23 protein-coding genes are annotated in these 24717 nt (G+C 65.5%); 9 read left to right on the top strand and 14 right to left on the bottom strand.

Annotated features, from left to right (window positions below; translation table 11 throughout):
- Positions 1-99: 99 nt before the first annotated feature.
- Both FZZ93_RS11680 and FZZ93_RS11675 read right to left on the bottom strand, forming a co-directional pair.
- Positions 100-1326 (bottom strand): TauD/TfdA family dioxygenase, encoded by a 1227-nt coding sequence (locus FZZ93_RS11680; protein ID WP_149322506.1) that lies wholly within the window; start codon positions 1324-1326, stop codon positions 100-102.
- Positions 1327-1438: 112 nt separating this feature from the next.
- Entirely contained in the window at positions 1439-2398 is a 960-nt protein-coding gene (locus FZZ93_RS11675; protein ID WP_149322505.1) for a GlxA family transcriptional regulator, read from the bottom strand.
- A gap of 186 nt (positions 2399-2584) precedes the next feature.
- On the opposite strand from FZZ93_RS11675, the gene FZZ93_RS11670 reads away from it, so the two are divergent.
- Together FZZ93_RS11670 and FZZ93_RS11665 are read left to right on the top strand one after the other, a co-directional pair.
- Positions 2585-3523: an ABC transporter substrate-binding protein gene (locus FZZ93_RS11670; protein ID WP_149322504.1), complete on the top strand. Its 939-nt coding sequence runs from the start codon at positions 2585-2587 to the stop codon at positions 3521-3523.
- 68 nt (positions 3524-3591) lie between these two features.
- Positions 3592-4554 carry a GlxA family transcriptional regulator gene (locus tag FZZ93_RS11665; RefSeq protein WP_149322503.1) on the top strand — a complete coding sequence of 321 codons (963 nt, stop codon included), beginning with the start codon at positions 3592-3594 and terminating at the stop codon, positions 4552-4554.
- Positions 4555-4629: 75 nt separating this feature from the next.
- Here FZZ93_RS11665 and ampC read toward each other — a convergent pair whose 3' ends face one another.
- The 7 genes from ampC to argF all read right to left on the bottom strand — a co-directional run bounded on the left by ampC (position 4630) and on the right by argF (position 11966).
- Complete coding sequence (ampC, locus tag FZZ93_RS11660; RefSeq protein WP_187774518.1) at positions 4630-5766, bottom strand: class C beta-lactamase; 1137 nt, start codon at positions 5764-5766, stop codon at positions 4630-4632.
- Between the two features lie 157 nt (positions 5767-5923).
- Complete coding sequence (locus FZZ93_RS11655; RefSeq protein WP_149322501.1) at positions 5924-6742, bottom strand: alpha/beta hydrolase fold domain-containing protein; 819 nt, start codon at positions 6740-6742, stop codon at positions 5924-5926.
- Positions 6742-8343, bottom strand: a complete 1602-nt coding sequence (locus FZZ93_RS11650; RefSeq protein WP_149322500.1) for a BCCT family transporter — start codon at positions 8341-8343, stop codon at positions 6742-6744. Before FZZ93_RS11650 ends, FZZ93_RS11655 begins: the two co-directional genes overlap by 1 nt.
- Before the next feature lie 168 nt (positions 8344-8511).
- Positions 8512-8976 (bottom strand): thioesterase family protein, encoded by a 465-nt coding sequence (locus FZZ93_RS11645; protein ID WP_149322499.1) that lies wholly within the window; start codon positions 8974-8976, stop codon positions 8512-8514.
- The gene (locus FZZ93_RS11640; RefSeq protein WP_149322498.1) at positions 8976-9932 is read right to left on the bottom strand and encodes an L-carnitine dehydrogenase; all 957 of its coding nucleotides are present in this window, start codon (positions 9930-9932) and stop codon (positions 8976-8978) included. The genes FZZ93_RS11645 and FZZ93_RS11640 overlap by 1 nt, the downstream gene beginning before the upstream one ends.
- Positions 9929-10849, bottom strand: a complete 921-nt coding sequence (locus FZZ93_RS11635; RefSeq protein ID WP_149322497.1) for a beta-keto acid cleavage family enzyme — start codon at positions 10847-10849, stop codon at positions 9929-9931. The genes FZZ93_RS11640 and FZZ93_RS11635 overlap by 4 nt, the downstream gene beginning before the upstream one ends.
- Before the next feature lie 196 nt (positions 10850-11045).
- Positions 11046-11966, bottom strand: coding sequence for an ornithine carbamoyltransferase (argF, locus tag FZZ93_RS11630; RefSeq protein WP_149322496.1), 921 nt, complete (start codon positions 11964-11966; stop codon positions 11046-11048).
- 156 nt (positions 11967-12122) lie between these two features.
- Here argF and FZZ93_RS11625 point away from each other — a divergent pair, with 156 nt between their 5' ends.
- Positions 12123-12470, top strand: a complete 348-nt coding sequence (locus FZZ93_RS11625; RefSeq protein ID WP_149322495.1) for a Grx4 family monothiol glutaredoxin — start codon at positions 12123-12125, stop codon at positions 12468-12470.
- Between the two features lie 234 nt (positions 12471-12704).
- On the opposite strand, the gene rnt is transcribed toward FZZ93_RS11625, so the two are convergent.
- Complete coding sequence (gene rnt, locus FZZ93_RS11620) at positions 12705-13370, bottom strand: ribonuclease T (protein WP_149322494.1); 666 nt, start codon at positions 13368-13370, stop codon at positions 12705-12707.
- A 168-nt stretch (positions 13371-13538) separates the two neighbouring features.
- On the opposite strand from rnt, the gene FZZ93_RS11615 reads away from it, so the two are divergent.
- Together FZZ93_RS11615 and FZZ93_RS11610 are read left to right on the top strand one after the other, a co-directional pair.
- On the top strand, positions 13539-14759 hold the full coding sequence (locus FZZ93_RS11615) for an argininosuccinate synthase (protein WP_149322493.1): 1221 nt from the start codon (positions 13539-13541) through the stop codon (positions 14757-14759).
- A 105-nt stretch (positions 14760-14864) separates the two neighbouring features.
- On the top strand, positions 14865-15179 hold the full coding sequence (locus FZZ93_RS11610) for an HlyU family transcriptional regulator (protein WP_149322492.1): 315 nt from the start codon (positions 14865-14867) through the stop codon (positions 15177-15179).
- Between the two features lie 139 nt (positions 15180-15318).
- Here FZZ93_RS11610 and FZZ93_RS11605 read toward each other — a convergent pair whose 3' ends face one another.
- The 4 genes from FZZ93_RS11605 to FZZ93_RS11590 are packed head-to-tail and all read right to left on the bottom strand — an operon-like array spanning position 15319 to position 20662.
- A complete protein-coding gene (locus tag FZZ93_RS11605; protein WP_149322491.1) occupies positions 15319-18060 on the bottom strand; it encodes an ATP-binding protein in 2742 nt (913 codons plus the stop codon).
- Between the two features lie 6 nt (positions 18061-18066).
- Positions 18067-18252: a hypothetical protein gene (locus tag FZZ93_RS11600; RefSeq protein WP_149322490.1), complete on the bottom strand. Its 186-nt coding sequence runs from the start codon at positions 18250-18252 to the stop codon at positions 18067-18069.
- The gene (locus tag FZZ93_RS11595) at positions 18249-20291 is read right to left on the bottom strand and encodes an exonuclease domain-containing protein (protein ID WP_149322489.1); all 2043 of its coding nucleotides are present in this window, start codon (positions 20289-20291) and stop codon (positions 18249-18251) included. Before FZZ93_RS11595 ends, FZZ93_RS11600 begins: the two co-directional genes overlap by 4 nt.
- On the bottom strand, positions 20291-20662 hold the full coding sequence (locus FZZ93_RS11590; RefSeq protein WP_149322488.1) for a response regulator transcription factor: 372 nt from the start codon (positions 20660-20662) through the stop codon (positions 20291-20293). Before FZZ93_RS11590 ends, FZZ93_RS11595 begins: the two co-directional genes overlap by 1 nt.
- 159 nt (positions 20663-20821) lie before the next feature.
- Between FZZ93_RS11590 and FZZ93_RS11585 the strand changes: the two genes are divergently transcribed.
- From FZZ93_RS11585 to FZZ93_RS11570, 4 genes are all read left to right on the top strand, one after another.
- Complete coding sequence (locus tag FZZ93_RS11585; protein ID WP_149322487.1) at positions 20822-21499, top strand: glutathione S-transferase family protein; 678 nt, start codon at positions 20822-20824, stop codon at positions 21497-21499.
- Between the two features lie 174 nt (positions 21500-21673).
- Positions 21674-23344, top strand: coding sequence for a carbon starvation CstA family protein (locus FZZ93_RS11580; protein WP_149322486.1), 1671 nt, complete (start codon positions 21674-21676; stop codon positions 23342-23344).
- A 14-nt stretch (positions 23345-23358) separates the two neighbouring features.
- Positions 23359-23652: a cory-CC-star protein gene (locus FZZ93_RS11575; RefSeq protein ID WP_013332491.1), complete on the top strand. Its 294-nt coding sequence runs from the start codon at positions 23359-23361 to the stop codon at positions 23650-23652.
- A 9-nt stretch (positions 23653-23661) separates the two neighbouring features.
- Positions 23662-24684 (top strand): ArsA family ATPase, encoded by a 1023-nt coding sequence (locus FZZ93_RS11570; RefSeq protein WP_407650227.1) that lies wholly within the window; start codon positions 23662-23664, stop codon positions 24682-24684.
- Positions 24685-24717: the final 33 nt, after the last annotated feature.

Below are 24717 nucleotides of genomic sequence, written 5' to 3'. Positions count from 1 at the left end.
CTTGCCGACCAACCCCGCATATTGTCGGGGCTTTACAACCCCCTGGTTCTTCGGCCAGGGGGTTGGCGTCTTCGGGATGTGCCCGGCATCCACTTGATATCAGCCCTCGGCGCCGATCCGTCGTTGACGCCGGGCGCGCTGGACCATGCGGTAGCGCGAGCGGATCTCGTCGCGTTCCAGATAGCACCCCTGCAGCCAGCGGTGTCCGCTGTCGCCTTCGAAGGCATCCCGGGCATGGAGCAGGCGCCGGTTGTCGAAGATCACCAGATCGCCGGGCTGGTAGGTGAAGCGAATGGCGAACTCGGGTTCGCGCAGCAGGCGTTGCAGGGTCATCAGGGCGTCGTAGGCCGGCTCGACCTCCGCGAAATCGGTCTGCAGGGGGCCGCGCAGGAAATCGGCGATGCGCACTTCGAGTAGTTCGCCTCGGGCATCCAGGCGAATTATCGGCGCGTGCCAGACATGATCGGTGGTGCGGGCCGTATTGGCGAAGCGCCAGCGCACGCGGGTCAGGGTGGCGTAGGCCTGCGGGTCGCGTTCGCGCAGCGCCTCGGCCACGGCGAAGCCGTCGAGCATCACCGCCTCGCCGCCGGCCACGCTGTTCTCGAGGCAGTGCAGGCACTGGAGCCCGGGGTGATACTCGCGGGTTGGCAGGTCCACGTGGGGCGGCAGGGCGATGGAGGTATAGGCGTTGGAGTCGGGTTCCGGCTTGGCGCGCACGTCGAACAACTGCCCGAAGTTGGTGGGGCGTACCGGGCCGATGCGCCGGGCAATGGCTTCCAGCGAGCCGGGCTCGGTGGGCAGGTTGCGCAGACGGGCCAGTCCCTTGCCGAGAATGGCCTCCAGCGCCGGGGCGAGGATCGCTTCCTCGGCGTCGTCGCCGGGTTCGCTATCGAGCAGGCCGCTGGCGTCCAGGCTGTCGGGTCGCTCGCCGGGACCGCCGCGCCAGGTGGTCACCGGGACCAGCGGGGTCTCGTCGGTGGCATTGTCATAGTCGTGGGCACGCAGCCAGCCGGGGTGAAAGCGCAGGCGACGGTCTTCGGGCACGAAATCGATGCACAGCGCGCCGCTGCCGTCGATTTCGGCATTCGCGATCTCCGGCCAGGCAGGCAGGGTGGAGAGGTCGAGGATGCGCTCGCGGGTTGCTGGATTGACGGTGGTCTCGTCGGCGGCATTCTCGCGCAGCCAGATGCTGTGATAACGGCTGACCCGGCCGTCGCTCCAGCGCACCGAGACCTGGCGCGGGGAGCTTTCCACGGCCTGGAGGCGGGCTTCGATCGGCCAGGCATCGTAATCCGGCGTCAGCGGAAGGGTGGTGTCGGTCGTCATGGAACCTCCTGGGCTGCGGTGTCGAGTGGCGCCCAGAGTGCCAGCCGCCGTGCGATCGCAAGCGACCCGATTCGACATCGACTATGCACGATTCGACAGTCGAGGCGTCCGGTCAACGCTGCCGCAGTTGGCTGGGCGTCAGCCCGTAGCGACGACGGAAGGCCCGCGTGAAGCTGGAGGCCGAGGCAAAACCACTGGCCAGGGCGATGTCCATGACGCTGTGGCGGGTGTCGATCAGTAGCTGGTGGGCATGGGCCAGGCGGCGTTCCAGGTAGAAATGCCGCGGTGTCTGGCCCAGGTGACGCTCGAAGAGGCGCTCGAGGCGGCGCCAGGAGAGGCCGAGTTCATCGGCCAGCGCCTGGATGCCCAGGGGGGCTTCCAGGTGGGTCTCCATCAGTGCGATGGCCCGGTCGAGCATCGGGTCGGCATCGCCGATCGGCCGTGCGACGTGGCGCTGCCGGCTGGCGGGCAGGCGCCCCTGGTCGTGGACGAGCTGTTCGCGTACCAGAGCGGCCAGCTCGTTGCCGTGTCGACGGGCGATCAGGTCCAGGCTCATGTCGATGGCCGAACTGCCGCCGGCGCAGGAGAAGCCTTCGGCCGAGACTTCGTAGAGCGATTCGACTGCCTCGATCCCGGGAAATCGCGCGCGGAATTCGGGCAGCGACTCCCAGTGCAGGGTCACGGTCTGATCGTCGAGCAGGCCGGCGGCGGCGAGCGCAAAACAGCCGGTATCCATGCCGCCCAGCACGCAGCCGGCTCGGGCACGCGAGCGCAGCCACTCCAGTAGCTCGCCATCGAGGGCCTGTTCCGGGGCGAAGCTCGCGCAGACCGCCAGGCTCGGCGTCTCAGGGGCGTCCTGCAACGACCAGGTGGCGGCGAGTGGCATGCCGTTGGAGGCGGTGACGGGGCCGCCGTCACGACTGATGACATCCCAGTGGAACAACGTACGACCGCTGATGCGGTTGGCGATGCGCAGCGGCTCGATAGCCGAGAAGAAGGCCACCATGGCGAAACGCGGCAGCAGCAGAAAGCCGATGGATTCCGGTTCGGGAACCTGGGGCTGTAGACGCATGGCAGTCGGACCTGGCCGTTGGGCGTTGAATCGGGAAGACGATTGTAGAGGGCATCGGAGCCGTTGCAATGGAAGCGAGGATGCATCGGGCATGTCGCATGGTGTCGCTTATGGGTCGACTTTCGCAAAGTTGCCCTGACGAAAGACGTCAGACTGGAGGCATTCCCTATGCAACAGGAGTTCACCATGCCGATTTCGCACTGTCGTCGCCACCTGCTGGGCGCCACCCTGGCGCTGACGTCCCTGGTCGCGCCCCTGACCCAGGCCGATCTCGAGGAAGTGCGCCTCGGTGTACCGCCCTGGCCGGGGGTTACCGTCAAGTCCGAAGTCGCCGCCCAGCTGCTGGAGGCCATGGGCTATGAGACTCGTCAGGAGGAACTGGCGGTGAGCGTGATCCTCAATGGCGTTGCCGAGGGCGACCTGGATGCTTACCTGGGCGGCTGGTATCCAGTGCAGACCGACATGGTCGAACCCCTGGTGGCCGACGGCAAGGTGGAAAAGGCCGCCGCCAATATCCAGGGGGCGATTTCCGGGTTGGTGGTGCCGCGCTATGTCTACGAAGCCGGTGTCGAGTCGGTGGCGGACTTGAATGCCCAACGCGAGCGCTTCGACGCTACCATCCTGGGCATTGAGGCGGGCACCGGCATCAATACCGCTCTCAATGCGGCCATCGATGAGGATCTGGCCGATCTCGGCGACTGGAAGCTGCGCGAGAGTTCTACGGCGGCGATGCTCGCCCAGGCCGAGCAGAAGATGCGCGATGGCGAATGGGTGACCTTCGTTGGCTGGGAGCCGCACTGGATGAATGTCAGTTTCGATCTCGTCTATCTCGAAGGCGCCGATGATGCCGGCGTGGCGGAGATCGAGAGCACGGTCTGGACCGTGGTGCCGGGCGATCTGAAGGAACGCGATGGCGATGTCCATCGCTTCATGACCCAGTACGTGGTGGATACTACCGACCAGAACGACTGGGTGCATGCCTATAGTTATGAGGAGCGGTCCGCCGACGAGGTGGCCAGCGAATGGATCCCGGCGCACTACGACACCGTGGCGACTTGGCTCGAGGGTGTCGAGGCGCGCGATGGCCGCCCCGCCATCGAGGCGGTCAAGGCGCACTTCGACTGAGGTCATATTGCTCGACAGGAACGAGCCGGTCATCATGACCGGCTCGTTTTCTCCCTTGGCCTGCCGTCATGCGCCTCGATTACACCGGACCCACGCCGGAGCTCGTCGGCTTTCTGCTATTGCCGCGCTTCTCCATGATGGCCTTCTTCTCGGCCGTCGAGCCGCTGCGCATCGCCAACCGCATCAGCGGCCGGCCGCTGTTCGACTGGACGCTGCTCAGCCAGGACGGCGAGCCGGTGACCGCCTCCAACGGCATGACGCTGCTCGCCGACCAGTCCATCGAGGCGGTGCATCACCTCCCGTCGCTCGCCGTCTGTAGCGGTTTCGATCCGGAAGCCTGTCTGAGTCGTGCCCTGATGCGCTGGTTGCATCGCCTCGACGAGGCGGGCTGTGTGCTGGGCGGTCTCGATACTGGCTGTTTTCTGCTCGCCGCCGCCGGCCTGCTGGAAGGCGAGCGGGTCACCCTCCACTGGGAGAGCCTGCCGGCCTTCCAGGAACGCTTTCCAACCATTGCAACCTCGGACGAGTTGTTCGAACTCGGCCACCGGCGTTTTTCCTGCGCCGGAGGCGCGGCCGCCATGGACATGGCTCTGGATGTGATTGCCCGGCGCCATGGCAACCAGCTGGCCATCGATGTCTCGGAGCAACTGGTGCACGAGCGCATCCGTACGCGCCGCGACCAGCAGCGCATGACCCTGGCGCGTCGCCTGGGAACTCATCGCCGCCGTCTGGTGGAGGCCGTCGAGCTGATGGAGCAGCATCTGGAGTCTCCGTTGCCCCTGGTGGAGGTGGCACGACGCAGCGGTATCTCGCTGCGCCAGTTGCAGCGCCTCTTCGAGCGTGAACTCGGGCAGTCGCCACGCGACTGGTATCTGAGCCTGCGACTGGAGCGGGCCCGTTATCTGCTCGAGGAGACCGAACTGGACGTCCTGGCTGTGGGGCTGGCCTGTGGCTTCGGCTCGAGCTCGAGCTTTGCCCGGGCATTTCGCGGACATTATGGCCGCTCCCCCCGACAGATCCGAAAGGAATGAGGCTCGGTCCGGCGATGTCCGGGAGCGGCTACACGAGTTGGTCCTGGGTTGGGTCGCGCCGAAGACGCGTCTCGATCAGGGATCCGGCGACGTCAGAATGTGCCAGGCCGCTTCGACACGTTTGCCATTGGGATAGCCCTTGTTGGCAAGGATCACGATGCCCTGTTCGCGGGCTGGCATGTAGGCGGCGTAGGCCCCGAACCCGCCGGTCGAGCCGGTCTTGTGGTACCAGCGCTGTGGCTGCGGGTCGCCCTCGGTGCCCAGCAGGCTGGCGGGCTGAGGCGACAGCGCCATCTCTGAGGTGGTGCCGGCCTGGAGGGTGTCGAGCGTGACTGGCAGGGCATAACTCTCCCAACCCAGGCCCTGCTGCATGTCGCCGACGGCAGCGTAGCCGTGCTGGGTTTCCAGCAGTACCCGAGAGATCGAGTCGTCACGTTGATGAGCGTCGATGTTGGCCTGGACGAACCGCGCCAGGTCCAGCGCCGTGGTCTTGATACCGTAGGCCTGGGCATCCATGGCGCCGGGGTTGACCCGCACCGGCTCGTTGTCACGATTGTAGCCTTGGGCATAGTGGCGTGCCCGGCCTTCCGGCACCTCGAGCCAGGTGTGTTCCAGCCCGAGCGCCGGCAGGACGTGCTTTTGCATCAACGCCTCGAAGGTGATGTCGCGACTCCGGGCCGCCAGCTCGCCGAACAGGCCGATGCTGGGGTTCGAGTAGAGGCGTTGGGTGCCGGGCGAATACTCGGGTTGCCAGCTCGCGTAATAATCATGGACGTCATGAGCCGTCACACCTTCGGGAAATTGCAGCGGCAGGCCGCCGGCCGTGTAGGTCGCCAGTTCGATCATGGAGACCTCGCCTATGGGGCTGCCATCGAAGTCCGGCTCGATGCTGGCGACGGTGTCGTTCCACTTGAATCCACCCTGTTGGTGCACCCAGGCGGCGAGTACCGAGGTGAAGGTCTTGCTGACCGAGCCGATCTCGAACAGGGTGGCATCGTCCACGACAGCCCCGGTGTCCCGGGAGGCCACGCCATAATGACTGACGCACACTTTCCCATGATCCACCATGGCCACGGAGATGCCTGGGATGTCATGGCGGGTCATCAGTGTCTCGACCTGCTGGTCCATGGTGGTGTCGTTGCAAGGGTCAGCCGCCGCCTGGGCGGAACCGGCGGCAACAGCGAGTGCGAGGGGAAGCAGTCGGGACGACATGAGTGGAACTCCTTGGTGAAAGCGATGGCCTCGATGCCATGCGCGAGGCGGCATGGCACTGCTGCTGCAGCCTAGACAGGCGGGAATGGCGGCACAATCGATCATTTCTATCCGCTGATATAAATTGAATTTGTAGCTGGCGCGGCGTGCGGCGGTCTCATGCCAGCCGGTTTGCCAGGGCCTGACAGAAATCCCGCCAGGCGTCGTGCATCGCCGGCAGCTCGGCATGGGCGTGCAGGGCGCCGTGCAGCATGCCAGGAGCGCATCGATAACCGATGCTGGCGCCGGTGAGACGCCAGGCGGCGATGGCCATCTCGAGCGGTCGGGTGAGCGGGTCGTGCTCCACCGCCAGCACTTCGAGGGACACGGTCGGTGGTGAGGCGTCGTCTGGCATCGGCACGTCGCCGGCGATGGTGCGCCACAGGGTCAGGATATCGTCCCGCGAGAGTAGTGGCGCGTCCGCTCCCAGTGTCTCCGGGGTCGGCCGGCCCACCGGTGGGTAGATCAGGCCCAGTACGCCGCGCCAGGGCGACAGCCGAGCGACATCCATGACCAGCCGTCCGCCGGCGCTGTCGCCGACCAGGGCTACGGGCGCACAGGCTTCGGCCACTCGACGGCAGTCGTCGAGGGCCTCGGCGTAGGAGGCCTCCGGGAGCAGGTGGTAGTCGACGCTGATCACGTCGAGCCCCAGTCGTTCGGCGAGGTCGGCGGCGATGCCGTGGTGGCTGCGCACTGAACCAAGATTCCAGCCACCGCCGTGGGCATAGAGTACCGGGCCTCTCCCGACGGCGGCTGGCTGGAAGCGTCGCACGTCAATGCCGGCGATGCGCTCGTCGGTGATTGTCATGCCGGCGGGGTCGGCAGGAGCGAAGCCGATGCAAAGCGCATCGTAACGCCGCCAGGCCGCCTCGATGGGTAGCCCGGCGAGGGCGTCGAGGCCGCGCTCGAAGCAGCGGCGAAAGGCATCGATCTGCATCACTCGTTCACCACGCGCGGCCGGCGCGATTCCTGCAGCAACGAGACCAGCACGCCGGCGGTCATGACCAGAATGACCACGCTCAACGGCAGGGCGGCGGCAATCAGGGCGGTCTGCAGTGCCTTGAGGCCGCCGGCAACCAGCAGTACAGCGGCGACCAGGCCGATCACCACGCCCCAGAAGACCCGAAAGCGCCGTGGAGGATGGTCGTTGCCGAGCGACAGGATGGTGGTCAGCACCAGGGTGCCGGAATCCGACGAGGTGACGAACCAGCTCATCAGCAGAAACACCATCAGTGCCGACAGAGTCCAGCCCAACGTGCCGGTGCCGGCGATGCCGTCGGCGCTGGCGAACAGCGCGGCCGGCAGGTTCCAGGCATTGACCAGCTCGATGATGCCGGCATTGCCGGGGCCGCCCGTGGCGTGGAGTTCCTGGTAGAGCGCATTGCCGCCGAAGATCACCAGCCAGACGAAGATGATCAGGGTCGGTACCAGCAGCACGCCGAGCACGAACTCGCGCAGGGTGCGGCCCCGCGAGATGCGCGCGATGAACAGGCCGACGAAGGGTGCCCAGGCCAGCCACCAGCCCCAGTAGAAGATGGTCCAGGCCTGTTGCCAGGCGGCCGGCCCGGGCTCGTCGGCATACCAAAGGCCCATGGGAATGACGTTGGCGGCGTAGTCGAGCAGGGTCGCACCGAAGGCCTGGACCAGCCACAGGGTGGGGCCGCCCAGCAGGAAGGCGCCGACCACCACCACCGAGACCCAGATGTTGAGTTCGGAGATGAGCTTGATGCCCTTCTGCACGCCGGACACTGCTGAGAGAATGGAAATGAGTGAGATGCCGGCGATCAGGATGAGCTGAGTATCCAGGCCGTCGCTGATTCCCACCAGGCGCTGCAGGCCGACGGCCATCTGGCTGACGCCGAGCCCCAGGGAGGTGGCGACGCCGAATACGCAGCCGAGCACGCCGAGAATGTCGACCAGGTGGCCGATGGGACCGTAGATGCGCTCGCCGATGAAGGGGTACAGGGCCGATCGCAAGGCAAGGGGCAGGCCACGCCGATAGGCGAAATAGGCCAGTGACATGCCGACGATGACGTAGATGGCCCAGCCGTGCAGTCCCCAGTGGAACACCGAGACGCGCAGGGCGTCGATGGCGCGCTCGTGGCCGATGGCGGTGGCGCCGGCCATGTCGGCGTGGGGATTGTTGGGATAGCCGAAAGCGCCGCTGTCGTCCAGGTAGAAGACCGGCTCGGCGACACCGAAGAAGAGAATGCCGATACCGATGCCGGCGGAGAACAGCATCGAGAACCAGGCGAAATTACTGAATTCTGGGCGGCTGTCGTCGCTGCCCAGACGGATACTGCCGAAGCGGCTGACAACGATGAAAGCGCAGACCGCCAGCAACAGCATGACGGTCACCAGGTAGTAGCCGCTGAAGGTGCTTTCGATCCAGGTGCGCGCCGTGCCGAATATCTCGCCAGCCAGTTGAGGGCCGAGGCCAGTGAACAGCACGAAGGCCAGGACCAGGGTGGCGGAGGTCAGGGTCATTCCCTTGTGCATTCCCTGGAAAAGACCCTTCTGCGACAGTTCGGTCACCATGTAGTCCGTCGATGTCACACTGCTCGAGGCGGTGTCGCCTTGCGGTGCATCGGGCGGAGTGGGAGGCGTTGAAGTAGCGATAAGCAATATCCTCTTGGTCCGGACCTCGGGCCGGGAATCCCGTTTCCGCCCGGCCACGACCGGGCGGAAGCTCGATGAAGGTGTCGTTCAGCGCTTGGCTGGGGGCAGGCCGATGCGTCGGCCGGCAAGCTCCGGCCAGGCATCGGGCTCGGCCCGGGGCAGTGCCTCGACGGCTTCGTCCACCTCGGCTGGGAAGGGCGCTGGCCGCCCGGCCTGGCTGTCGATGCCCATCAGCATCTGCTCGCTGGTGGCCAGCAGGTTGTTCTCGTCGTCCCGCATCTCGAAGAAGACATGCAGGCGCTTGGCGTCACGTTCGAGCAGTGCCACCTCGAGGTGCAGTGCCTGGCCCTCGTGAGCCTCGCGGCGATAGCACAGATGCGTCTCAAGGGTGTAGAGGGTATAGCCATGACGCGCCCGGCCGCTCTCGTCGAGGCCGAGTCGGTCCATCAATGCTTCCACCGCCAGGGAAAAGGCTCGGGCGTACTCGGCATCGTTCATGTGGCCGTTGTAGTCGACCCATTGAGGGTCGACACGGGTCTCGAGTAGAGCCATCAGATTCTGCCCTCCAGGCCTTCGGCTTCGGGCCAGTACTTCTTCACCAGGCCGAGCAGCTCGACGAGGAAGTCGTCGCGGCGACGGTCGAGTTCGTCCACCGGGCGGCCTGCTGCCTGGTGCTCGCAGCCCTCGACGACCTTGTCGATCAGGTCATCGGTCAGCTCCGGCGCCTCGAGCTTGGTCCACGGCAGTTTCAGGGCGGGCCCGAACTGTTCGAGCATGTGGCGCATGCCCTGGTCGCCTCCCGCCAGATGGAAGGTCAGGAAGGTGCCCATCAGTGACCAGCGCAGGCCGCAGCCATAGACCACGGCGGCGTCGATTTCTTCGGTGGTTGCCACGCCGTCGTTGACCAGATGCAACGCCTCGCGCCACAGCGCTTCCATCAGCCGGTCGGCGATGTGGCCCTCGATCTCGCGGCGAACCACCAGTGGGCGCATGTCCAGTGCCTGATAGAGTGTACGGGCGGTGTCGAGCTGTGCGGGCACCGTCGCCTCGCCGCCCACCAGCTCCACCAGTGGCAGCAGATAGACCGGATTGAAGGGGTGGGCGACGATCACGCGTCCCGGTGCCCTGGTGCAGCCGCGTTGCAGGTCGCTGGGCTTGAAGCCGGACGTGGAGGAGCCGATGATCGCGCCCGGCGCGGCGGCGGCATCCAGGGCAGCGAGGATCTCGCGCTTGAGTTCGAGCCGTTCCGGCACGTTCTCCTGGATCAAATCGGCGCCCTCGACGGCAGCTTCCAGGCTGTCGACGAAGCGCAGCCGAGAAGGGCTCGCCCCCTCGGCGAGGCCCAGTGCCTCGAGCGAGGGCCAGGCATTGGCGACGAAGGCGTGGGTACGCTCGGCGGCCTCGGGCGCCGGGTCGAAGGCCACCACGTCCCAGCCCTGGGCGAGAGCCCGGGCGATCCAGCCATTGCCGATGACGCCGGTGCCGATGACGCTCAGTTGCTGGCTCATGCTTCACCTCCGACGGTCTGCTTGGCGGCCTGGCCAGTGCTTGGGTCGCGCAGTGCCAGGTGAGCGCGGGTTTCGGCCGGCGTCATGACGCGGCCGCCGAGGTTTTCGATGATGCCGGAGGCCTTCTCGACGAGTTGGCCGTTGGTGGCCAGCACGCCTTTCTCCAGCATGAGGTTGTCTTCCAGGCCGACCCGGGCGTGGCCGCCGAGCAGCGCCGCCTGGGCGACCATCGGCATCTGATGGCGCCCGATGCCGAAGGCCGCCCAGTTGGCGTTTTCCGGCAGTTTGTTGCGCATGGCCAGCATGGTTTCGGTATCGGCCTCGGCGCCCCAGGGAATGCCCAGGCAGAGCTGGTACAGCGGGTCGCCGTCGATCAGTCCTTCCTGCTGGAGCTGGCGGGCGAACCAGACATGGCCGAGATCGAAGCACTCGAGCTCGGGCTTGACGCCGGCGGCCTGCACCAGCCGGGCGTGTTCGCGCAGCCAGTCGGCGGTGTTGATGTAGACCATGTCGCCGAAGTTCAGGCTGCCGCAGTCCAGGGTGCAGAGTTCCGGCAGCAGTTCACCCACCGGCTCGTGACGCTGGGCCGGCGTCTGGATGTCGGTGCCCGCACCGCCGAGTGTCGGGTTCTCGGCGTCGGGAATCCAGTCGCCGCCGCCACCGGCGGTGATGTTCATGACGATATCGGTGTCCGCCTCGCGGACGCGTTCCATCACTTCGCGGAAGTGATCCAGGGAGTGGCTGATGCCGCCGGTTTCCGGATCGCGCACATGGATGTGCGCCACGCTGGCCCCGGCGCGCGCGGCCTCGATGCAGTTGTCGGCGATCTGCTTGGGGGTCACCGGCACGTTGGGGTTCTTGCCGGTGGTGTCGCCGGCGCCGGTGACGGCGCAGGTCAGGATGACGTTGCGGTTCATGATGGACCTCCTCTGTAAGCCTGAGAGGAGTGTCCGCGAAGATGGCGAAACCGAATATGCAAAAGGCGACGTCGACTTGATTTAACACGCCGAAATGTTGGCGCGCTGACGTCTTGCGGTAAGCAACGCATCGCCCCGGCTTGAAGCCGGGGCGATGGAGAGGAGCATTACTTGGCCGTCATTGCCAGGCGGGCGTTCAGGACTCGACGCGTCCCAGTAGCAGGAATTCGATCAATGCCTTCTGGGCGTGTAGGCGGTTGCCGGCTTCCTGCCATACTACGGCGCGTGGATCGTCGAGCAGGGTTTCGCTGATTTCCTCGCCGCGGTGGGCGGGCAGGCAGTGCAGGAAGAGCACGTCGCTGGCGGCGTGGTCCAGCATCGCCTCGCTGACCTGGAAGCCGGCGAAATCGGCCTCGCGCTTGGCCTGTTCCTCTTCCTGGCCCATGGAGGCCCAGACGTCGGTCGTCACCAGGTCGGCGCCTTCCACGGCGGACATCGGATCGCGGTGGATGGTCACGCGGTCGCCGGCGGCGTCGAGGATGTCCTGGCGCGGTTCGTAGCCTTCCGGGCAGCAGATGCGCAGCTGGAAGTCGAACTGTCGTGCCGCGTTGATCCAGGAGTGGCACATGTTGTTGCCATCGCCGATCCACACGGCGCTGCGGCCCCGGACATTGCCGCGCAGCTCGGTCCAGGTCATGACATCGGCGAGCAGCTGGCACGGATGGTAATCGTCGGTGAGGGCATTGATCACCGGAACGTCGCTGGCCGCGGCGTATTCTTCGAGCCCCTGGTGGGAAAAGGTACGAATCATCACGATGTCGACCATTTCGGCGAGCACCCGGGCGGTATCGCCGATGGGTTCACCACGCCCGAGCTGGGTATCGCGCGGGGACAGGAAGAGCGCGTGGCCGCCGAACTGGGCCATGGCCGTCTCGAAGGAGACCCGGGTGCGAGTCGAGGACTTCTCGAAGATCATCGCCAGGGTTCGATTGGCGAACGGTGTATAGGTCGGACCATGGGTCTTCAAGCCGTTCTTGATCGAGATGGCACGCTGGACCAGGTAACGAGATTCCTCCGGACTCAGGTCGAGCAGGGTCAGAAAATGGCGAGTGGCCATGGCATCGCTCCGCGAGAAAAACGACCATCCTAGCCAGCCCACGGGGGATGCGCAATGCGCTTTGCATCAGTAGAATGGCTCCATCATAAGGCCAACCGGCGTGCTCGGGTATTGCCCTGGCGCCATGGTCAACAACGCGATCCAGAGGGAAAGCACATGAGCACTACTGTCGAGAACATCCAACGGCAGATCGGCGAGAATCCGATTCTGATCTACATGAAGGGCACGCCTCAGTTACCGCAATGCGGTTTCTCCGCCCAGACCGTCCAGGCGCTGATGGCTTGCGGCGAACGCTTCGCCTTCGTCAACGTGCTGGACAACCCGGACATCCGCGCCGAGCTGCCCAAGGTGGCCAACTGGCCGACCTTCCCGCAACTGTGGGTGGAAGGCGAGCTGGTTGGCGGCTGCGACATCGTCGTCGAGATGTATGAGAACGGCGAGCTCGAGACCTTGATCAAGGAAACCGCCGCCAAGCACCAGGACGACGAGCAACCGGAAGGCTGAAGCTCGAAGAGCGGCGCTTCGCGCCTGGAAGAGGCAAGACTGCGGCTATGCCGCTTGAAGAGGGAAGAGCGTCGCTTCGCTTCTGGAAGTTGGAAGTCACCCCCTCCGTGGCAGTGCTGCGGAGGGGGTGATGTTTTAGGACAAGGCCCAGCATGCTGTCTTCCAGCTTTGGGGGACTTCCTTCTTCTTTCTTCCAGCCGCGAAGCGGCGTTCTTCAAACTTCGGGCTTATGTCTTACGGCTCCTCGACCCCTTGCTCGCGTTGTGCGAGTCGCCAGCCGCCAAGGTCCTTGTAGCGGTTGATCATCGTGCAGAAGAGTTCGGCGGTGCGCTCGGTGTCGTAGCGGGCCGAGTGGGCGGCGCTGCTGTCGAATTCGATGCCGGCGGCGCGGCAGGCGCGGGCGAGCACGGTCTGGCCGTATGTCATGCCGGCCAGCGAGGCCGTATCGAAGCTTGAGAACGGGTGGAAGGGGTTGCGTTTGATAGCGCAACGTTCCACGGCGGCGTTGAGGAAGCCGTGGTCGAAGGCGGCGTTGTGCCCGACCAGGATGGCACGGGTGCAACCATGGGCCTTGATGGACTTGCGTACCGGCCGGAAGATTTCCCCCAGCGCCTCGGCTTCGCTGACCGCGACTTGCCGGCGCAGTGGGTCGTCGAGGCGGATGCCGGTGAAATCCAGCGCCGATTGCTCGACGTTGGCGCCCTCGAAAGGGGTGACATGGTAGGCGAAGGTGGCGTCGGGCATCAGGTTGCCTTCGGGGTCCATGGTCAGGGTAACCGCGGCGATCTCGAGGATCGCGTCGCCCTGCGCGTTGAAACCACCGGTTTCCAGGTCCACCACCACGGGCAGGAAGCTGCGAAAGCGCTGCGCCATGAGTTCGCGGGTGACCGCCTCGGTCATGCACCTCTCCTTGTCCTGGGCACGAGAAAAGCTGGGCACAAAAGCCCCAAGACGCGAGAGTCTAGCATTTCGGTGGCGCGTCGTCCCGTCGCCGGTATTCGCAGGTGGTGTGGCGCGCTATAATCGAGGTTTCACGACGTTACCGTTCACCTAGAGGAGCTCCCCAGCATGTCCGATGTCAAGAAGGTCGTGCTCGCCTATTCCGGCGGCCTGGACACATCCGTCATCGTCAAGTGGTTGCAGGAGACTTATGACTGCGAGGTGGTGACCTTCACTGCCGACATCGGCCAGGGCGAGGAAGTCGAGCCCGCGCGCGCCAAGGCCGAGGCGCTGGGTGTCAAGGAAATCTACATCGAGGACCTGCGCGAGGAATTCGTGCGTGACTATGTCTATCCGATGTTCCGCGCCAACACCATCTATGAAGGCGAATACCTGCTGGGGACCTCCATCGCCCGTCCGCTGATCACCAAGCGACTGGTCGAGATCGCCAACCAGACCGGCGCCGATGCCATCTCCCACGGCGCCACCGGCAAGGGCAACGACCAGGTGCGCTTCGAGCTCGGGGCTTATGCGCTCAAGCCCGGCGTCAAGGTGATTGCACCGTGGCGCGAGTGGGATCTCAATTCTCGCGAGAAGCTGATGGCCTACTGCCAGCAGCACGACATCCCGGTGGATTTCTCCAGCCAGAAGAAGAAGTCGCCGTATTCCATGGATGCCAACCTGCTGCACATCTCCTATGAGGGCGGCAACCTCGAGGATCCCTGGGTCGAGGCCGAGGAAGACATGTGGCGCTGGAGCGTTTCTCCCGAGGCCGCGCCGGACGAGCCGACCTATGTGGAGCTGACCTACGAGCGCGGCGACATCGTGGCCATCGATGGTGTGCCGATGCGCCCGCACGACGTGCTTTCCAAACTCAATCAACTGGGTGGCGACAACGGCATCGGCCGTCTCGATATCGTCGAGAACCGCTATGTCGGCATGAAGTCTCGCGGCTGCTACGAAACGCCGGGCGGTACCATCATGCTCAAGGCGCATCGCGCCATCGAGTCGCTCACCCTCGACCGCGAGGAAGCGCACCTCAAGGACGAGCTGATGCCCAAGTATGCCAAGGTGATCTACAACGGCTACTGGTGGAGCCCGGAGCGTCGCGCCTTGCAGGCTGCCATCGACGAGACTCAGAAGTACGTGTCCGGAGTGGTGCGCATGAAGCTCTACAAGGGCAATGCCACTGTGGCCGGCCGTCGCTCCGACGCCTCGCTGTTCGACGAGTCCATCGCGACCTTCGAGGACGACGCCGGCGCTTATGATCAGAAGGATGCCGAAGGCTTCATCAAGCTCAACGCCTTGCGCCTGCGGATTGCGGCGGGGAAAGGTCGCCAGCAGGACTAAGGAAACGCTGATTTATTGCTGTGCTCGCAACATAAATCAGTTGTTTCCTACCATCTGGAAGAGTTGGTGTCAGTTTGATCGGCGCCATCGTCCTGGGAGGCTTCAATGTTGAAAAAACTGTTATCCGGCCTGTTCGGCCAGGGGGCGGGCGAGTCCCGCTCCGGCTCGAAGTCCGTCGAGGGCGAGCCGGTGGAATATCAGGGCTACGTGATCGTTCCCCAGGCCGAGGACATGGGCGGTCAGTTCCGCGTCAGCGGCTGGATTCGCAAGCCCGACCCGGAGGGAGGCGAACCCCTGGAGCACCGCTTCGAGCGTTCCGACGTGGTACCGGGCCGGGAAGCCTGCGATGCGCTGATGGTCAGCAAGGCCGAGCGGCTCATCGACGAACTGGGCGATGCCTTGTTCGAGGACTCGCACTAGCTTGCTACGACCTCTTCCTCGCTTCTCGTCATGATGCGAACGGCGCCCTCAGTGGCGCCGTTTTCCGTTCCTGCCCGTCATGAAGCTCGTCGGGCGAGGCCATCGACACGCCCAGCCATCGGCGTTGCCGCCAAGCCGATCATTTCCGGTCATCGACGTCGTGCGGTGCCTCCGGCAGTTCCATCACCAGGCAGGCGCCGCCGAGCTCGGGGGCGTCTTCGATCCACAGCCGGCCGCCGAGGTGGGCGACGATGCCTCGGCTGATGGGCAGGCCGAGTCCGCTGCCGCGAGGACGGCTTCGCATGGTGCCGACTTCGGCGTGGGGAAGTTGGTGGAATTTCTCGAAGACCCGTTCACGCTCCGCTTCGTCGATGCCCGGGCCGTTGTCCGCCACGGCGAGACGGAAACCGTGCTTGTGGCGTGTCAGGTGCAGTGAGATTCGGGGAGCCACGGCGTCGGCGAATTTACCGGCGTTGTCGATCAGATTGATGATGACCTGCTCCAGGCGGTCCGGGTCGCCGATCACCTCGGCGGTATCGACCTCGAAGGTGGTTTCCAGGGTAATGCCGCGTTCCTCCTGAGGGCGATGCATTGCCTCCAGGGCCTGACGGGTGAGGGCCACCAGGTCCAGCCGTTGCGGCTCCAGCGTCAGGCGGCCGCTTTCCAGGCGCGCCAGGTCGAGGATTTCCTCGATCAAGCGCGAGAGCCGCTGACTTTCTCTTACCACCACGTCCAGAAAGTGCTCGCGCCGCTGTTCGGGCAGTTCGCGGTTATCGCGCAGAATCTCGGCGAAGGCGCGGATCGAGGTCAGGGGCGTGCGCAATTCATGACTGACCATGGCCACGAACTCGTCCTTGAGGCGGTCGAGTTCACGCAGCCGCGCGTTGGCCTCGCGAAGTTCCTCTCCGATGCGTGCCAGTTCCCGAGATTTCTGTTCGAGGCGCCGGTTCATCTCCAGCGTTTCTGAGGTGGTGTCGAGGATGCGCAGGATAGCGTCCAGATCCAGTGCCTCGCCGCGTACTACCGAATCGATCAGCACCCGGGCCGAGGCGTTGCCCAGGGCGCCGGCCAGGGCCTGCTCTGCACGAGCGACCAGGGCAGTGGAGGCCGATTGGTCGTCGGCGTCGTCGGGTGAATGGTCGGCGAAGACGCGCTGGGTGGCGGCGGTGCCGAGGTAACGGTCGAGCAGGGCGCGCAGTTCGCCCCGCAGAGTATGGCCGCGCCATAGCGAGCTCTGGTCGAGGCGAGGATGCAGGGCTTCGGTGAACAATGCAGCCTGGGTCTGTTCCAGTGGCGAGGCTCGGCTGAACAGCGACACGCCGACCAGCAGGCCGATGTTGGCGGTGAGACTCCAGAACAGCGAGTGAGTGTAGATATCCCAGCCTTCCAGGCCGAACAGTGCGTAGGGACGCAGCCAATCGATGCCAAAGGGGCCTTGGGTGAGCAGGTCGGCGTTCAGCCAGCCCGATTGGGCGAAGCCGGGGATCAACAGGGTCCAGGCCCAGATGAGGATACCGGCGGTCATGCCCAGTCCCGCGCCGAGCCGGTTGGCGCTGCGCCAGTAGAGCCCGATCAGCAGGGCGGGAGTGAACTGGGCGACGGCAGCGAAAGACACCAGGCCGATGGTGACCAGGCTGTAGGCATCGCCGATCAGGGCGTGATAGCTGTAGCCCAGCAGCAGGATACCGAGGATGGCGATGCGTCGGATGCCCAGGATGCGGTTGGCCAGGGAGCCCGACTGGCCTCGGTGCAGATGACGCGAACGCAGCAGCAGGGGGATCACCAACTGGTTGCTGACCATGGTCGACAGCGCGATGGTTTCGACGATCATCATACCGGTGGCGGCCGAGAGGCCTCCGATGAAGACCAGCACCGGCAAGCCATCGACGCCCGCCGCCATGGGCAGGGTTAGCACGAAGCTGTCCGGGTCCTCGCCGGTGCCCCCGAGCAGGCCGGCCATGGCGATGGGAATCACGAACAGGTTGATGACCAGCAGATAGAGCGGGAACAACCAGGCGGCACGCTGGATGTGCCGCTCGTCGACATTTTCCACCACCAGCACCTGAAACTGGCGGGGCAGGCCGAGAAAGGCCAGGAAGGCCAGTACCAGCATGCCGACCCAGCCGAGGGCGCCGCCGGGAACCGACTCAAGACTCAGAGCATCGGTGAGTGCCGGGGTGGCAGCGACCTGGCGGAAAAGATCGCCGGGCCCCTGGTAGAGCACGAAAACGGTGAAGATACCCACCGCCAGGAAGGCGGCGAGCTTGACCAGCGACTCGAAGGCGATGGCGGCCACCATGCCCTCATGGCGTTCGCTGGCATCGAGGTGGCGAGTACCGAAGAGAATGATGAATACGGCCAGCACTAGTGCCACCCAGAAGGAGCGGTCGGCCCAGAAGCTCGACTCGGCGGTGGCCATGGGGCTTTCGGGCGCGTAGTCGACCAGCACGGCGTGGCTCAGGGTGATGGCCTTTAGCTGCAGGGCGATATAGGGCGTGGTGCCGATCAGGGCGATCACGGCGACCAGCGCACCGAGCCCGGCACTTTTGCCATAGCGAGCGCTGATGAAGTCGGCGATGGAGGTGATGCGATGGGTGGCGGCGATGCGCACCATCTTGCGGATCACCAGCGGTGCCATGAGCATCGCCAGGGTCGGTCCCAGGTAGATCAGCAGGAAGCCGGGTCCGGCCTCGGCGGCGCGGCCGACACTGCCGTAAAAGGTCCAGGCGGTGCAGTAGACGGCGATGGAAAGGGCGTAGACGGTAGGGGAGCCGATCACCGAGCGCCCCTGCTCGGCGCGGCGATCCCCCCAGGCGGCAATGATGAAGAGCAGCGCCAGATACCCGAAGGCGATCGCCAGGACCACGACATCGTCTCTCATGGGCCTTTACTCCCCGCGTCGGTCTTCCATCAGCCAGGCCATCAGGCCGATGACGAGGCCCCAGGCCAGGAAGAGATAGAGCGGCAGGCCGCCGTCGAGTCGATCGGCTATCAGCAGCAGCGGCGGCGTAAACAGCGCCGTGGCCAGGGCGATCAGGGCGACGAGGCGCTCCTTGCGGTGTGGGGCATTCATGGGGCGCAGGCGTCCTCCCGGTCGAGGACATCGGCCTGGAAGGCCAGGGCATCCGACAGGCGCTCGATGCCTCTGGCCTCGAGTCGCCGCAGCAGGGCCAGCCACAGTCGGGCGGTGACTCTGGCATCGCCCAGTGCCGTGTGGCGGGTGCCGGGAGGAAAGCGCAGGCCGTAACGCGTCGCCAGGCTGTCGAGGTCGTGCCCCTCGAGGCCCGGGTCGAGGGCGCGTGACAGCAAGAGCGTATCGAGCACCGGCATGTCGAAGGTATCGGCTGCGGGCTGGATGGCCAGCATGTCGAAGGCGGCGTTATGGGCCAGCAGCACGGCGCTGCCAACATAGTCGCGAAAATGCGGCAGGACCTGCTCGGCCGTCGGCGCGTCCTCGACATCCTGGTCGCTCAGGCCGTGGATGGCGGTGTTGGTCGAGGGAATCGGCCGGCGCGGATTGACGTGTTGTTCGAAGACCTCGTCGGCCAGGACGCGCCCATTGACGATGCGGCAGGCGCCCAGGCTGATTAGTCGGTCTCCCTCGCGCAGGGCCAGGCCGGTGGTCTCGGTGTCGAAGGCGACGATTTCCAGGTCGCGCAGGGCACGGCTGGCAAGATCGGTGTCCGGAGCCGGCAGGTTGGCGATATCGAAGTCATGAAATTCCGGGCGTGGCGGGCTCTCGGGGCGAGGGGCTGCACTCCGGGACAGAGCTGGCAAGGGCAGGCGTAGCCTGGCCCCGTCGCCGTCGCTGAGGCTCCAGACGTCGCTGGCGTGCTGGCGCAGCACGTCCTCGGCGCTGGGTGAGTGGGGGAGGCGCTCGAGGCGGCGATGCCGCCAGGCGTCGAGGTGACGCTGGGTAAGCGCTTCGCCGCGCCAGCAGAGATCCAGGTAGACCCGGCGGTTGCCGAGGCACAGCTCACCGTCGAAAGCGCCGAGGCCGGTATGTTCGGCGAGCGTCTCGAGCAGGCTGGCGAGGACTTCGAGCAGCACCGGGGCGTCGCCCTTGAGCCAGGCCGGCATGCCCACGGGCGTAACGCTCGGCGCGGCCAGGCGCTCGCCCAGCGCCGCCCAGAGATCGTTGGACCAGAGAGGCACCAGACGCTCGCCCTGGCGTCGCAAGGCATCATGCGTTGTCCCCAGCCGTTCCAGGCTGGCGCCCAGGGCATCCCCTTCTTCGTCGATGACGGCTTCCAGGCGCCGGCGCAGTTCAGGGGAGTCGCCACCGGGTAGATGGGCCAGAGCGTCGGCGGCGCTGATCAGGCCGGCGCCATGGCGTCGCAATGCCGGCAGCAGGCTGTCGAGTTCGGCTTGCGGGCCGACTTCGCGGGCCCAGGTCAGGGTGGCGTCGGTCAATGTCAGCAGGGTCTCGTCGCCGGAGACCCGACGCAGGTTGACGTGCAGCCAGTGGTCGTCGTGGGGAATCAGCACCTCGCGACAGTTGCCGTCGTCGGGCAGTCGGGCCATGACATCGACCAGTCCCTTCGCCGGCAGCAGGTTACCGAGCACCTTGCCCAGTCCCAGGCCGGGGTGGGCGGCGAAGAGGCGCTCGGCGGCCTGATTGTAGAGCAGCAGGCGTTGATGGCGATCGCAGAGCAGCAGCGGCGTGTCCAGGGTCTGCAGCAGGACCTCGAGCCGCTGGCGAACCCGTGTCGCCTCGCGTGCGCCATCGGCGTGGGCATGTGCCAGCCGTTGCCGGTCATCTCGCCAGGCGGCGTGAACGCGTTCCAGGTCAGGCCCCAGGCCACGCAGCCAGCCTTCCGGCGGCGAGACGTCCGGGACATCGGGATTGGCGGCCAGCCGGGCCAGTTGGCCTTGCAGGTGACGCAGCGGCGTGAACAGCCAACGCTCGAGGACGAAGCCGGCGGCGAACAGAGTGACGCCCCCCGAGAAGCAGCCGAGCCACAAAATCAAGCGAGCCATGCCCTGGGGCTGGTAGAGGCTGTCCAGCCAGGCGGCGAACAGCGCGCCACCGAGCAGGCCGATGCCGCTCAACAGCAGCCATAGGCCCACCAGGCGCTGGCGGCGGGGCAGGCCTGACGCACGCCGGGCCATCAGGCGCCACCGTCGAGCAGGGCCCGAACCTTGTCGACCAGCGTACGGGTCGAGAAGGGCTTGGTGATATAGTCGTCGGCGCCCAGTGCCAGCCCCTTCTCACGCTCCACCTCGCGGCCGTGGGCGGTGAGCATGATGATCGACAGATGCCGATGAGCGGGATCGCTGCGCAGCCGTTCGAGTACTTCGAAGCCCCCGATGCCGGGCAGGCTGATGTCGAGCAGCACCAGGTCGGGAGCGCCTTCGGCGATGAGACGCAGGGCGGTCTCGCCATCCTCGGCGGTGGTAACCTCGAAACCGGCCTGTTCCATCAGGAATTCCAGTGACAACACGATATTTGGCTCATCGTCGACCACCAGCACACGGGCCATGCGCGTTCCCTCTTGCGTTCGTTGTGATTGGCGGGGTCTTTCCCGGCAGTCTAGTGGCCCTGCGGCGGGCGGCAAAGACGACCTTGGGCCAAGCCCGGCGCTCGTCGACATTGCCAACCATGCCTAGACTGGCGGCTACATTGGCTAGGGAGAAATTGCATGATTCATGTCCACCATCTGGAAAACTCGCGTTCGCAGCGGGTGATCTGGTGCCTCGAGGAACTCGGCGTCGACTACGAGCTCGTGACCTATCGACGCGATCCCGAGACGTTGCTGGCGCCGGCATCGCTCAAGTCGGTGCATCCGTTGGGCATGGCGCCGGTGATCACCGATGAGGGGCGTGATGGCCGGGCGGTGGCCGAGTCGGGGGCCATCCTCGAATACCTGGTGGAGCGTTACGACGAGTCGGGGCAACTGGCGCCGCCGGCGGGGAGCGACGAACGCGAGCATTATCGTTTCTGGCTGCATCACGCCGAGGGCTCGGCGATGCCTCCGCTGGTGATGCGTCTGGTCTTCTCGCGGCTGGACAAGCCGCCGGTGCCGGCCTTGATGCGCCCGCTGGGGCGACAATTCGCCAAGGGCGTCGAGCAACGTTTCCTCGGGCCACGGCTGCGCGAGCTGGCGAGCTTCTGGAACGAGGCCCTGGCCGAGTCGCCCTGGTTCGCCGGGGAGGATTTCTCGGCGGCTGATATCCAGATGAGCTTTCCGATCCTGGCGCTGGAGAGCCGGGGCGGTTTCGCGAATTTGCCGAACCTGGCGGATTTCCTGTCGCGCTGTCGGAAGCGCGAGGCGTATCGTCGGGCCATCGAGCGGGGAGGCGAGTTCTCGGTGGTGTGAACGGTATCATCAAACGCTGCAACTTTGGTCTAATATGCCGCGAAAATCCGCGTGTTGGCTCCATTCCAGGGGGGGGGCGCAATGGATTTGCGCGGCGATCCGTCGCATAATACAAAGCTTGCTAATTAAGATCCCTTTACATCCTCGCACCCTGCTCCAAGGAGACAACCGCGCATGAGTGCCGTGCTGCTTCTGGTCGTGGGCCTTGGCGCGATGGGACTCGGGTACCTCGTCTACTCGAAGTTCATCGCCGAGAAGGTCTTCCGCCTGACCGCCGATTTCCAGACGCCTGCCCACGAGTTCGAGGATGGCGTCGATTTCGTCCCCACCAATCGCTATGTGCTCTGGGGGCACCATTTCACCTCGGTCGCCGGGGCGGCGCCCATCGTGGGGCCGGCCATCGCGGTGATCTGGGGCTGGCTGCCGGCCTTTCTCTGGGTCGTGCTGGGTACCATCTTCTTCGCCGGGATTCACGATGCCGGTGCGGTCTGGGCCAGCGTGCGCAACCGGGCGCGTTCCGTGGGAGCGCTCACCGGCGAGGTGGTCGGCGCCCGGGCGCGAAGCGTCTTCATGATCGTCATCTTCCTGCTGTTGCTGATGGTCAACGCGGTTTTCGCGGTGGTGATCGCCGGCTTGATGATGGACTTTCCCTCGGCCGTGGTGCCGGTGTGGGGGGCCATCCTGGTGGCGCTGGTTATCGGCCAGTTGATCTACCGGCGCATCATCGGGCTTGGCCTGGTCTCGCTGCTCGGTGTGCTGGCACTCTATGCGCTGATCGGCATCGGGCCGTCGGTGCCCGTACAGATGCCCGCCGAGGTTGGGTTCATGCCGGGCAATGCGATATGGATTCTGATCCTGTTCGGCTATGCCGCCATCGCTTCGTTGCTGCCGGTCTGGATGCTCCTGCAGCCTCGCGACTACATCAATGGCCTGCAGCTGTTCATCGGCCTGATCATCCTTTATGGCGCGATTGCGGTGCTCAACCCCGAGATCGTCGCGCCCGGCATCAACAGCAATGTGCCGGCCGGGACGCCTTCGCTGTTCCCGCTGCTTTTCGTGACCATCGCCTGCGGCGCCATTTCCGGGTTCCATGGCCTGGTCGCCTCGGGCACCACCTCCAAGCAGCTCAACAGCGAGAAAGATGTACGCTTCGTCGGCTACTTCGGTGCCGTCGGCGAGGGCATGCTGGCGCTGGGCGCGATCCTGGCGGCCACCGCCGGCTTTGCCAGCCTCGGTGACTGGCAGGCGATGTACGATGCCTTCGGCCAGGGCGGCGTGAATGCCTTCGTCGAGGGTGGCGCCTTCATCATCCACAATGGCATCGGCATTCCGGAAGCCACGGCGGCCACGCTGCTGACGGTGATGGCGGCGCTGTTCGCCGGTACCACCATGGACACCGGCCTGCGACTGCAGCGCTATATCTTCCAGGAATGGGGCGAGATCTATGACCTGGCCTGGATGAAGAAGCCGGCGGTCGCGACGCTGCTGGCGGTGGGATCCTGCCTGATCCTGGCCTTCGGAGCCGGCGCCGATGGTTCGGGTGGGCTGATCATCTGGCCGCTGTTCGGCACCACCAACCAACTGCTGGCGGGGCTGACGCTGCTGGTGGTCTCGGTGATGCTGATGCGCAAGGGGCGGCCTGTCTGGTATACCCTGGTGCCCCTGATCTTTTTGGTCATTGTGACGGTGCTGGCGTTGCTGGCCCAGTTAAGAAGCTTCTACGAGGCAGGTAACTATTTCCTGCTGGGGCTGGATATCGTGGTACTGATCGCGTCGGTGCTGGTGGCCATGGAATGCACCGCGGCGCTCAAGCGCCTGCGCGGCGAAGTCCAGGCAGCCAAATAAGGCGGGAGGAGACGATGCGCGATGCTCGGGATGATGCCTTGGCCCAGCGCTGGCGGCGCTGGCTGGGGCGAGCCCGTCACTTCGCCGAGGAAGCCTATTCGGCGCCATACCGGGGCGCCATTGCCCGGGCGCGTCGCGATGAAGACGACCTGTTCATGCTGCTGGTCTTCTCGGAATTGATGGGCATGCCGAATCCGGTCGGCTACTACACCCTGGAGCTGCAGCCGTTGCTGATGGAGCGCTTCCATGACTGGCACCAGCGGATGGGCATGGAGCGCTCGCCGCTGGATGATTTCCGCTGTTGTTGAGTGCCGATCATGCCTGATGAGTCGATGAGGGAATTGCTCGAACGCCGCCTGCTGTGGGTGGGCGGCAAGGGCGGCGTCGGCAAGACGTCGGTCGCCGCCGCCCTTGGTGTGCTGGCGTCGCGTCGCGGTCGCCGTGTCCTGGTGGCATCGACGGATCCCGCCCACAGCCTGGGTGATGTCTTCGACATCGCGCTGGGCGATACGCCGCGCCGTGTTAGGCCGGGCCTGGACGCCATGGAGATCGACCCGGATGTCGAGGTCGAGGCCCATCTCTCCCGGGTGACCGCGCAGATGCGCCGGTACGCCGCGCCGGGCATGATGGATGAACTGGAGCGCCAGATGCGGCTGTCGCGGCAGTCGCCGGGCACCCAGGAGGCGGCCTTGCTGGAGCGCCTTTCGCGGTTGATGACCGATGATGACACTCCCTACGACCTGATCATCTTCGATACCGCGCCCACTGGACACACCCTGCGTCTGCTGAGCCTGCCGGAGGCCATGGCGGCCTGGACCGATGGCCTGCTGGCCCACAATCGCAAGTCCGAGCAGTTGGGCAAGGTGCTCGATCACCTGACGCCCGGCTCCGGCCGAGACCTGGATTCGCCATTCGACGAGGGCGCCGAAGGCAAACGTGACAGCCTGGATACGCGTACTCGGGATATCGCCGAGACGCTGCTGGCGCGTCGCCGTCTCTTTCACCAGGCGCGACGGCGGATCGAGGATGCCGAGGCCAATGCCTTCCTGTTCGTGCTGACCCCGGAGCGTTTGCCGATTCTCGAGACCGCTCGTGCGGTGAGCTCGCTCGAGCAGGCGGGCATTCCGGTGGCGGCGGCGCTGGTCAATCGGGTATTGCCGGCGGACGCCGATGGCGAATTCCTGGCCGCGCGGCGACGCCAGGAGGCGAGCTACCTGGCGCGCATCGATGAGGACTTCTCACACCTGCCGCGGCCGCATTTACCCTGGCTGCCCTCAGATGTGCAGGGCATGGCGGTACTCGAGACCCTGGCCGATCATCTGGAGTCCGGGGGATTGTGATGTAGGAAGTGCCGCTATCGATATCGCTATCGG

This window comes from Halomonas eurihalina, from assembly GCF_008274785.1.
Taxonomy (GTDB): Bacteria; Pseudomonadota; Gammaproteobacteria; order Pseudomonadales; family Halomonadaceae; genus Halomonas; species Halomonas eurihalina.
Note: the sequence above shows the minus strand (reverse complement) of the source record. Positions and strands in the feature narration are given on the sequence as shown.

Coding starts and splice junctions, on each gene's coding strand:
- FZZ93_RS11600 (WP_149322490.1), bottom strand. CDS start 18,252: ATGAATGCCCCACACCGCAAGGAGCGCCTCGTCGCCCTGATCGCCCTG.
- FZZ93_RS11645 (WP_149322499.1), bottom strand. CDS start 8,976: ATGGCTCTACTCGAGACCCGTGTCGACCCTCAATGGGTCGACTACAAC.
- FZZ93_RS11670 (WP_149322504.1), top strand. CDS start 2,585: ATGCCGATTTCGCACTGTCGTCGCCACCTGCTGGGCGCCACCCTGGCG.
- rnt (WP_149322494.1), bottom strand. CDS start 13,370: ATGACCGAGGCGGTCACCCGCGAACTCATGGCGCAGCGCTTTCGCAGC.
- argF (WP_149322496.1), bottom strand. CDS start 11,966: ATGGCCACTCGCCATTTTCTGACCCTGCTCGACCTGAGTCCGGAGGAA.
- FZZ93_RS11590 (WP_149322488.1), bottom strand. CDS start 20,662: ATGGCCCGTGTGCTGGTGGTCGACGATGAGCCAAATATCGTGTTGTCA.
- ampC (WP_187774518.1), bottom strand. CDS start 5,766: ATGTCGTCCCGACTGCTTCCCCTCGCACTCGCTGTTGCCGCCGGTTCC.
- FZZ93_RS11640 (WP_149322498.1), bottom strand. CDS start 9,932: ATGAGCCAGCAACTGAGCGTCATCGGCACCGGCGTCATCGGCAATGGC.
- FZZ93_RS11650 (WP_149322500.1), bottom strand. CDS start 8,343: ATGGTGACCGAACTGTCGCAGAAGGGTCTTTTCCAGGGAATGCACAAG.
- FZZ93_RS11575 (WP_013332491.1), top strand. CDS start 23,359: ATGCGCGATGCTCGGGATGATGCCTTGGCCCAGCGCTGGCGGCGCTGG.
- FZZ93_RS11675 (WP_149322505.1), bottom strand. CDS start 2,398: ATGCGTCTACAGCCCCAGGTTCCCGAACCGGAATCCATCGGCTTTCTG.
- FZZ93_RS11570 (WP_407650227.1), top strand. CDS start 23,662: ATGCCTGATGAGTCGATGAGGGAATTGCTCGAACGCCGCCTGCTGTGG.
- FZZ93_RS11580 (WP_149322486.1), top strand. CDS start 21,674: ATGAGTGCCGTGCTGCTTCTGGTCGTGGGCCTTGGCGCGATGGGACTC.
- FZZ93_RS11595 (WP_149322489.1), bottom strand. CDS start 20,291: ATGGCCCGGCGTGCGTCAGGCCTGCCCCGCCGCCAGCGCCTGGTGGGC.
- FZZ93_RS11605 (WP_149322491.1), bottom strand. CDS start 18,060: ATGAGAGACGATGTCGTGGTCCTGGCGATCGCCTTCGGGTATCTGGCG.
- FZZ93_RS11635 (WP_149322497.1), bottom strand. CDS start 10,849: ATGAACCGCAACGTCATCCTGACCTGCGCCGTCACCGGCGCCGGCGAC.
- FZZ93_RS11655 (WP_149322501.1), bottom strand. CDS start 6,742: ATGCAGATCGATGCCTTTCGCCGCTGCTTCGAGCGCGGCCTCGACGCC.
- FZZ93_RS11585 (WP_149322487.1), top strand. CDS start 20,822: ATGATTCATGTCCACCATCTGGAAAACTCGCGTTCGCAGCGGGTGATC.
- FZZ93_RS11615 (WP_149322493.1), top strand. CDS start 13,539: ATGTCCGATGTCAAGAAGGTCGTGCTCGCCTATTCCGGCGGCCTGGAC.
- FZZ93_RS11610 (WP_149322492.1), top strand. CDS start 14,865: ATGTTGAAAAAACTGTTATCCGGCCTGTTCGGCCAGGGGGCGGGCGAG.
- FZZ93_RS11665 (WP_149322503.1), top strand. CDS start 3,592: ATGCGCCTCGATTACACCGGACCCACGCCGGAGCTCGTCGGCTTTCTG.
- FZZ93_RS11625 (WP_149322495.1), top strand. CDS start 12,123: ATGAGCACTACTGTCGAGAACATCCAACGGCAGATCGGCGAGAATCCG.
- FZZ93_RS11680 (WP_149322506.1), bottom strand. CDS start 1,326: ATGACGACCGACACCACCCTTCCGCTGACGCCGGATTACGATGCCTGG.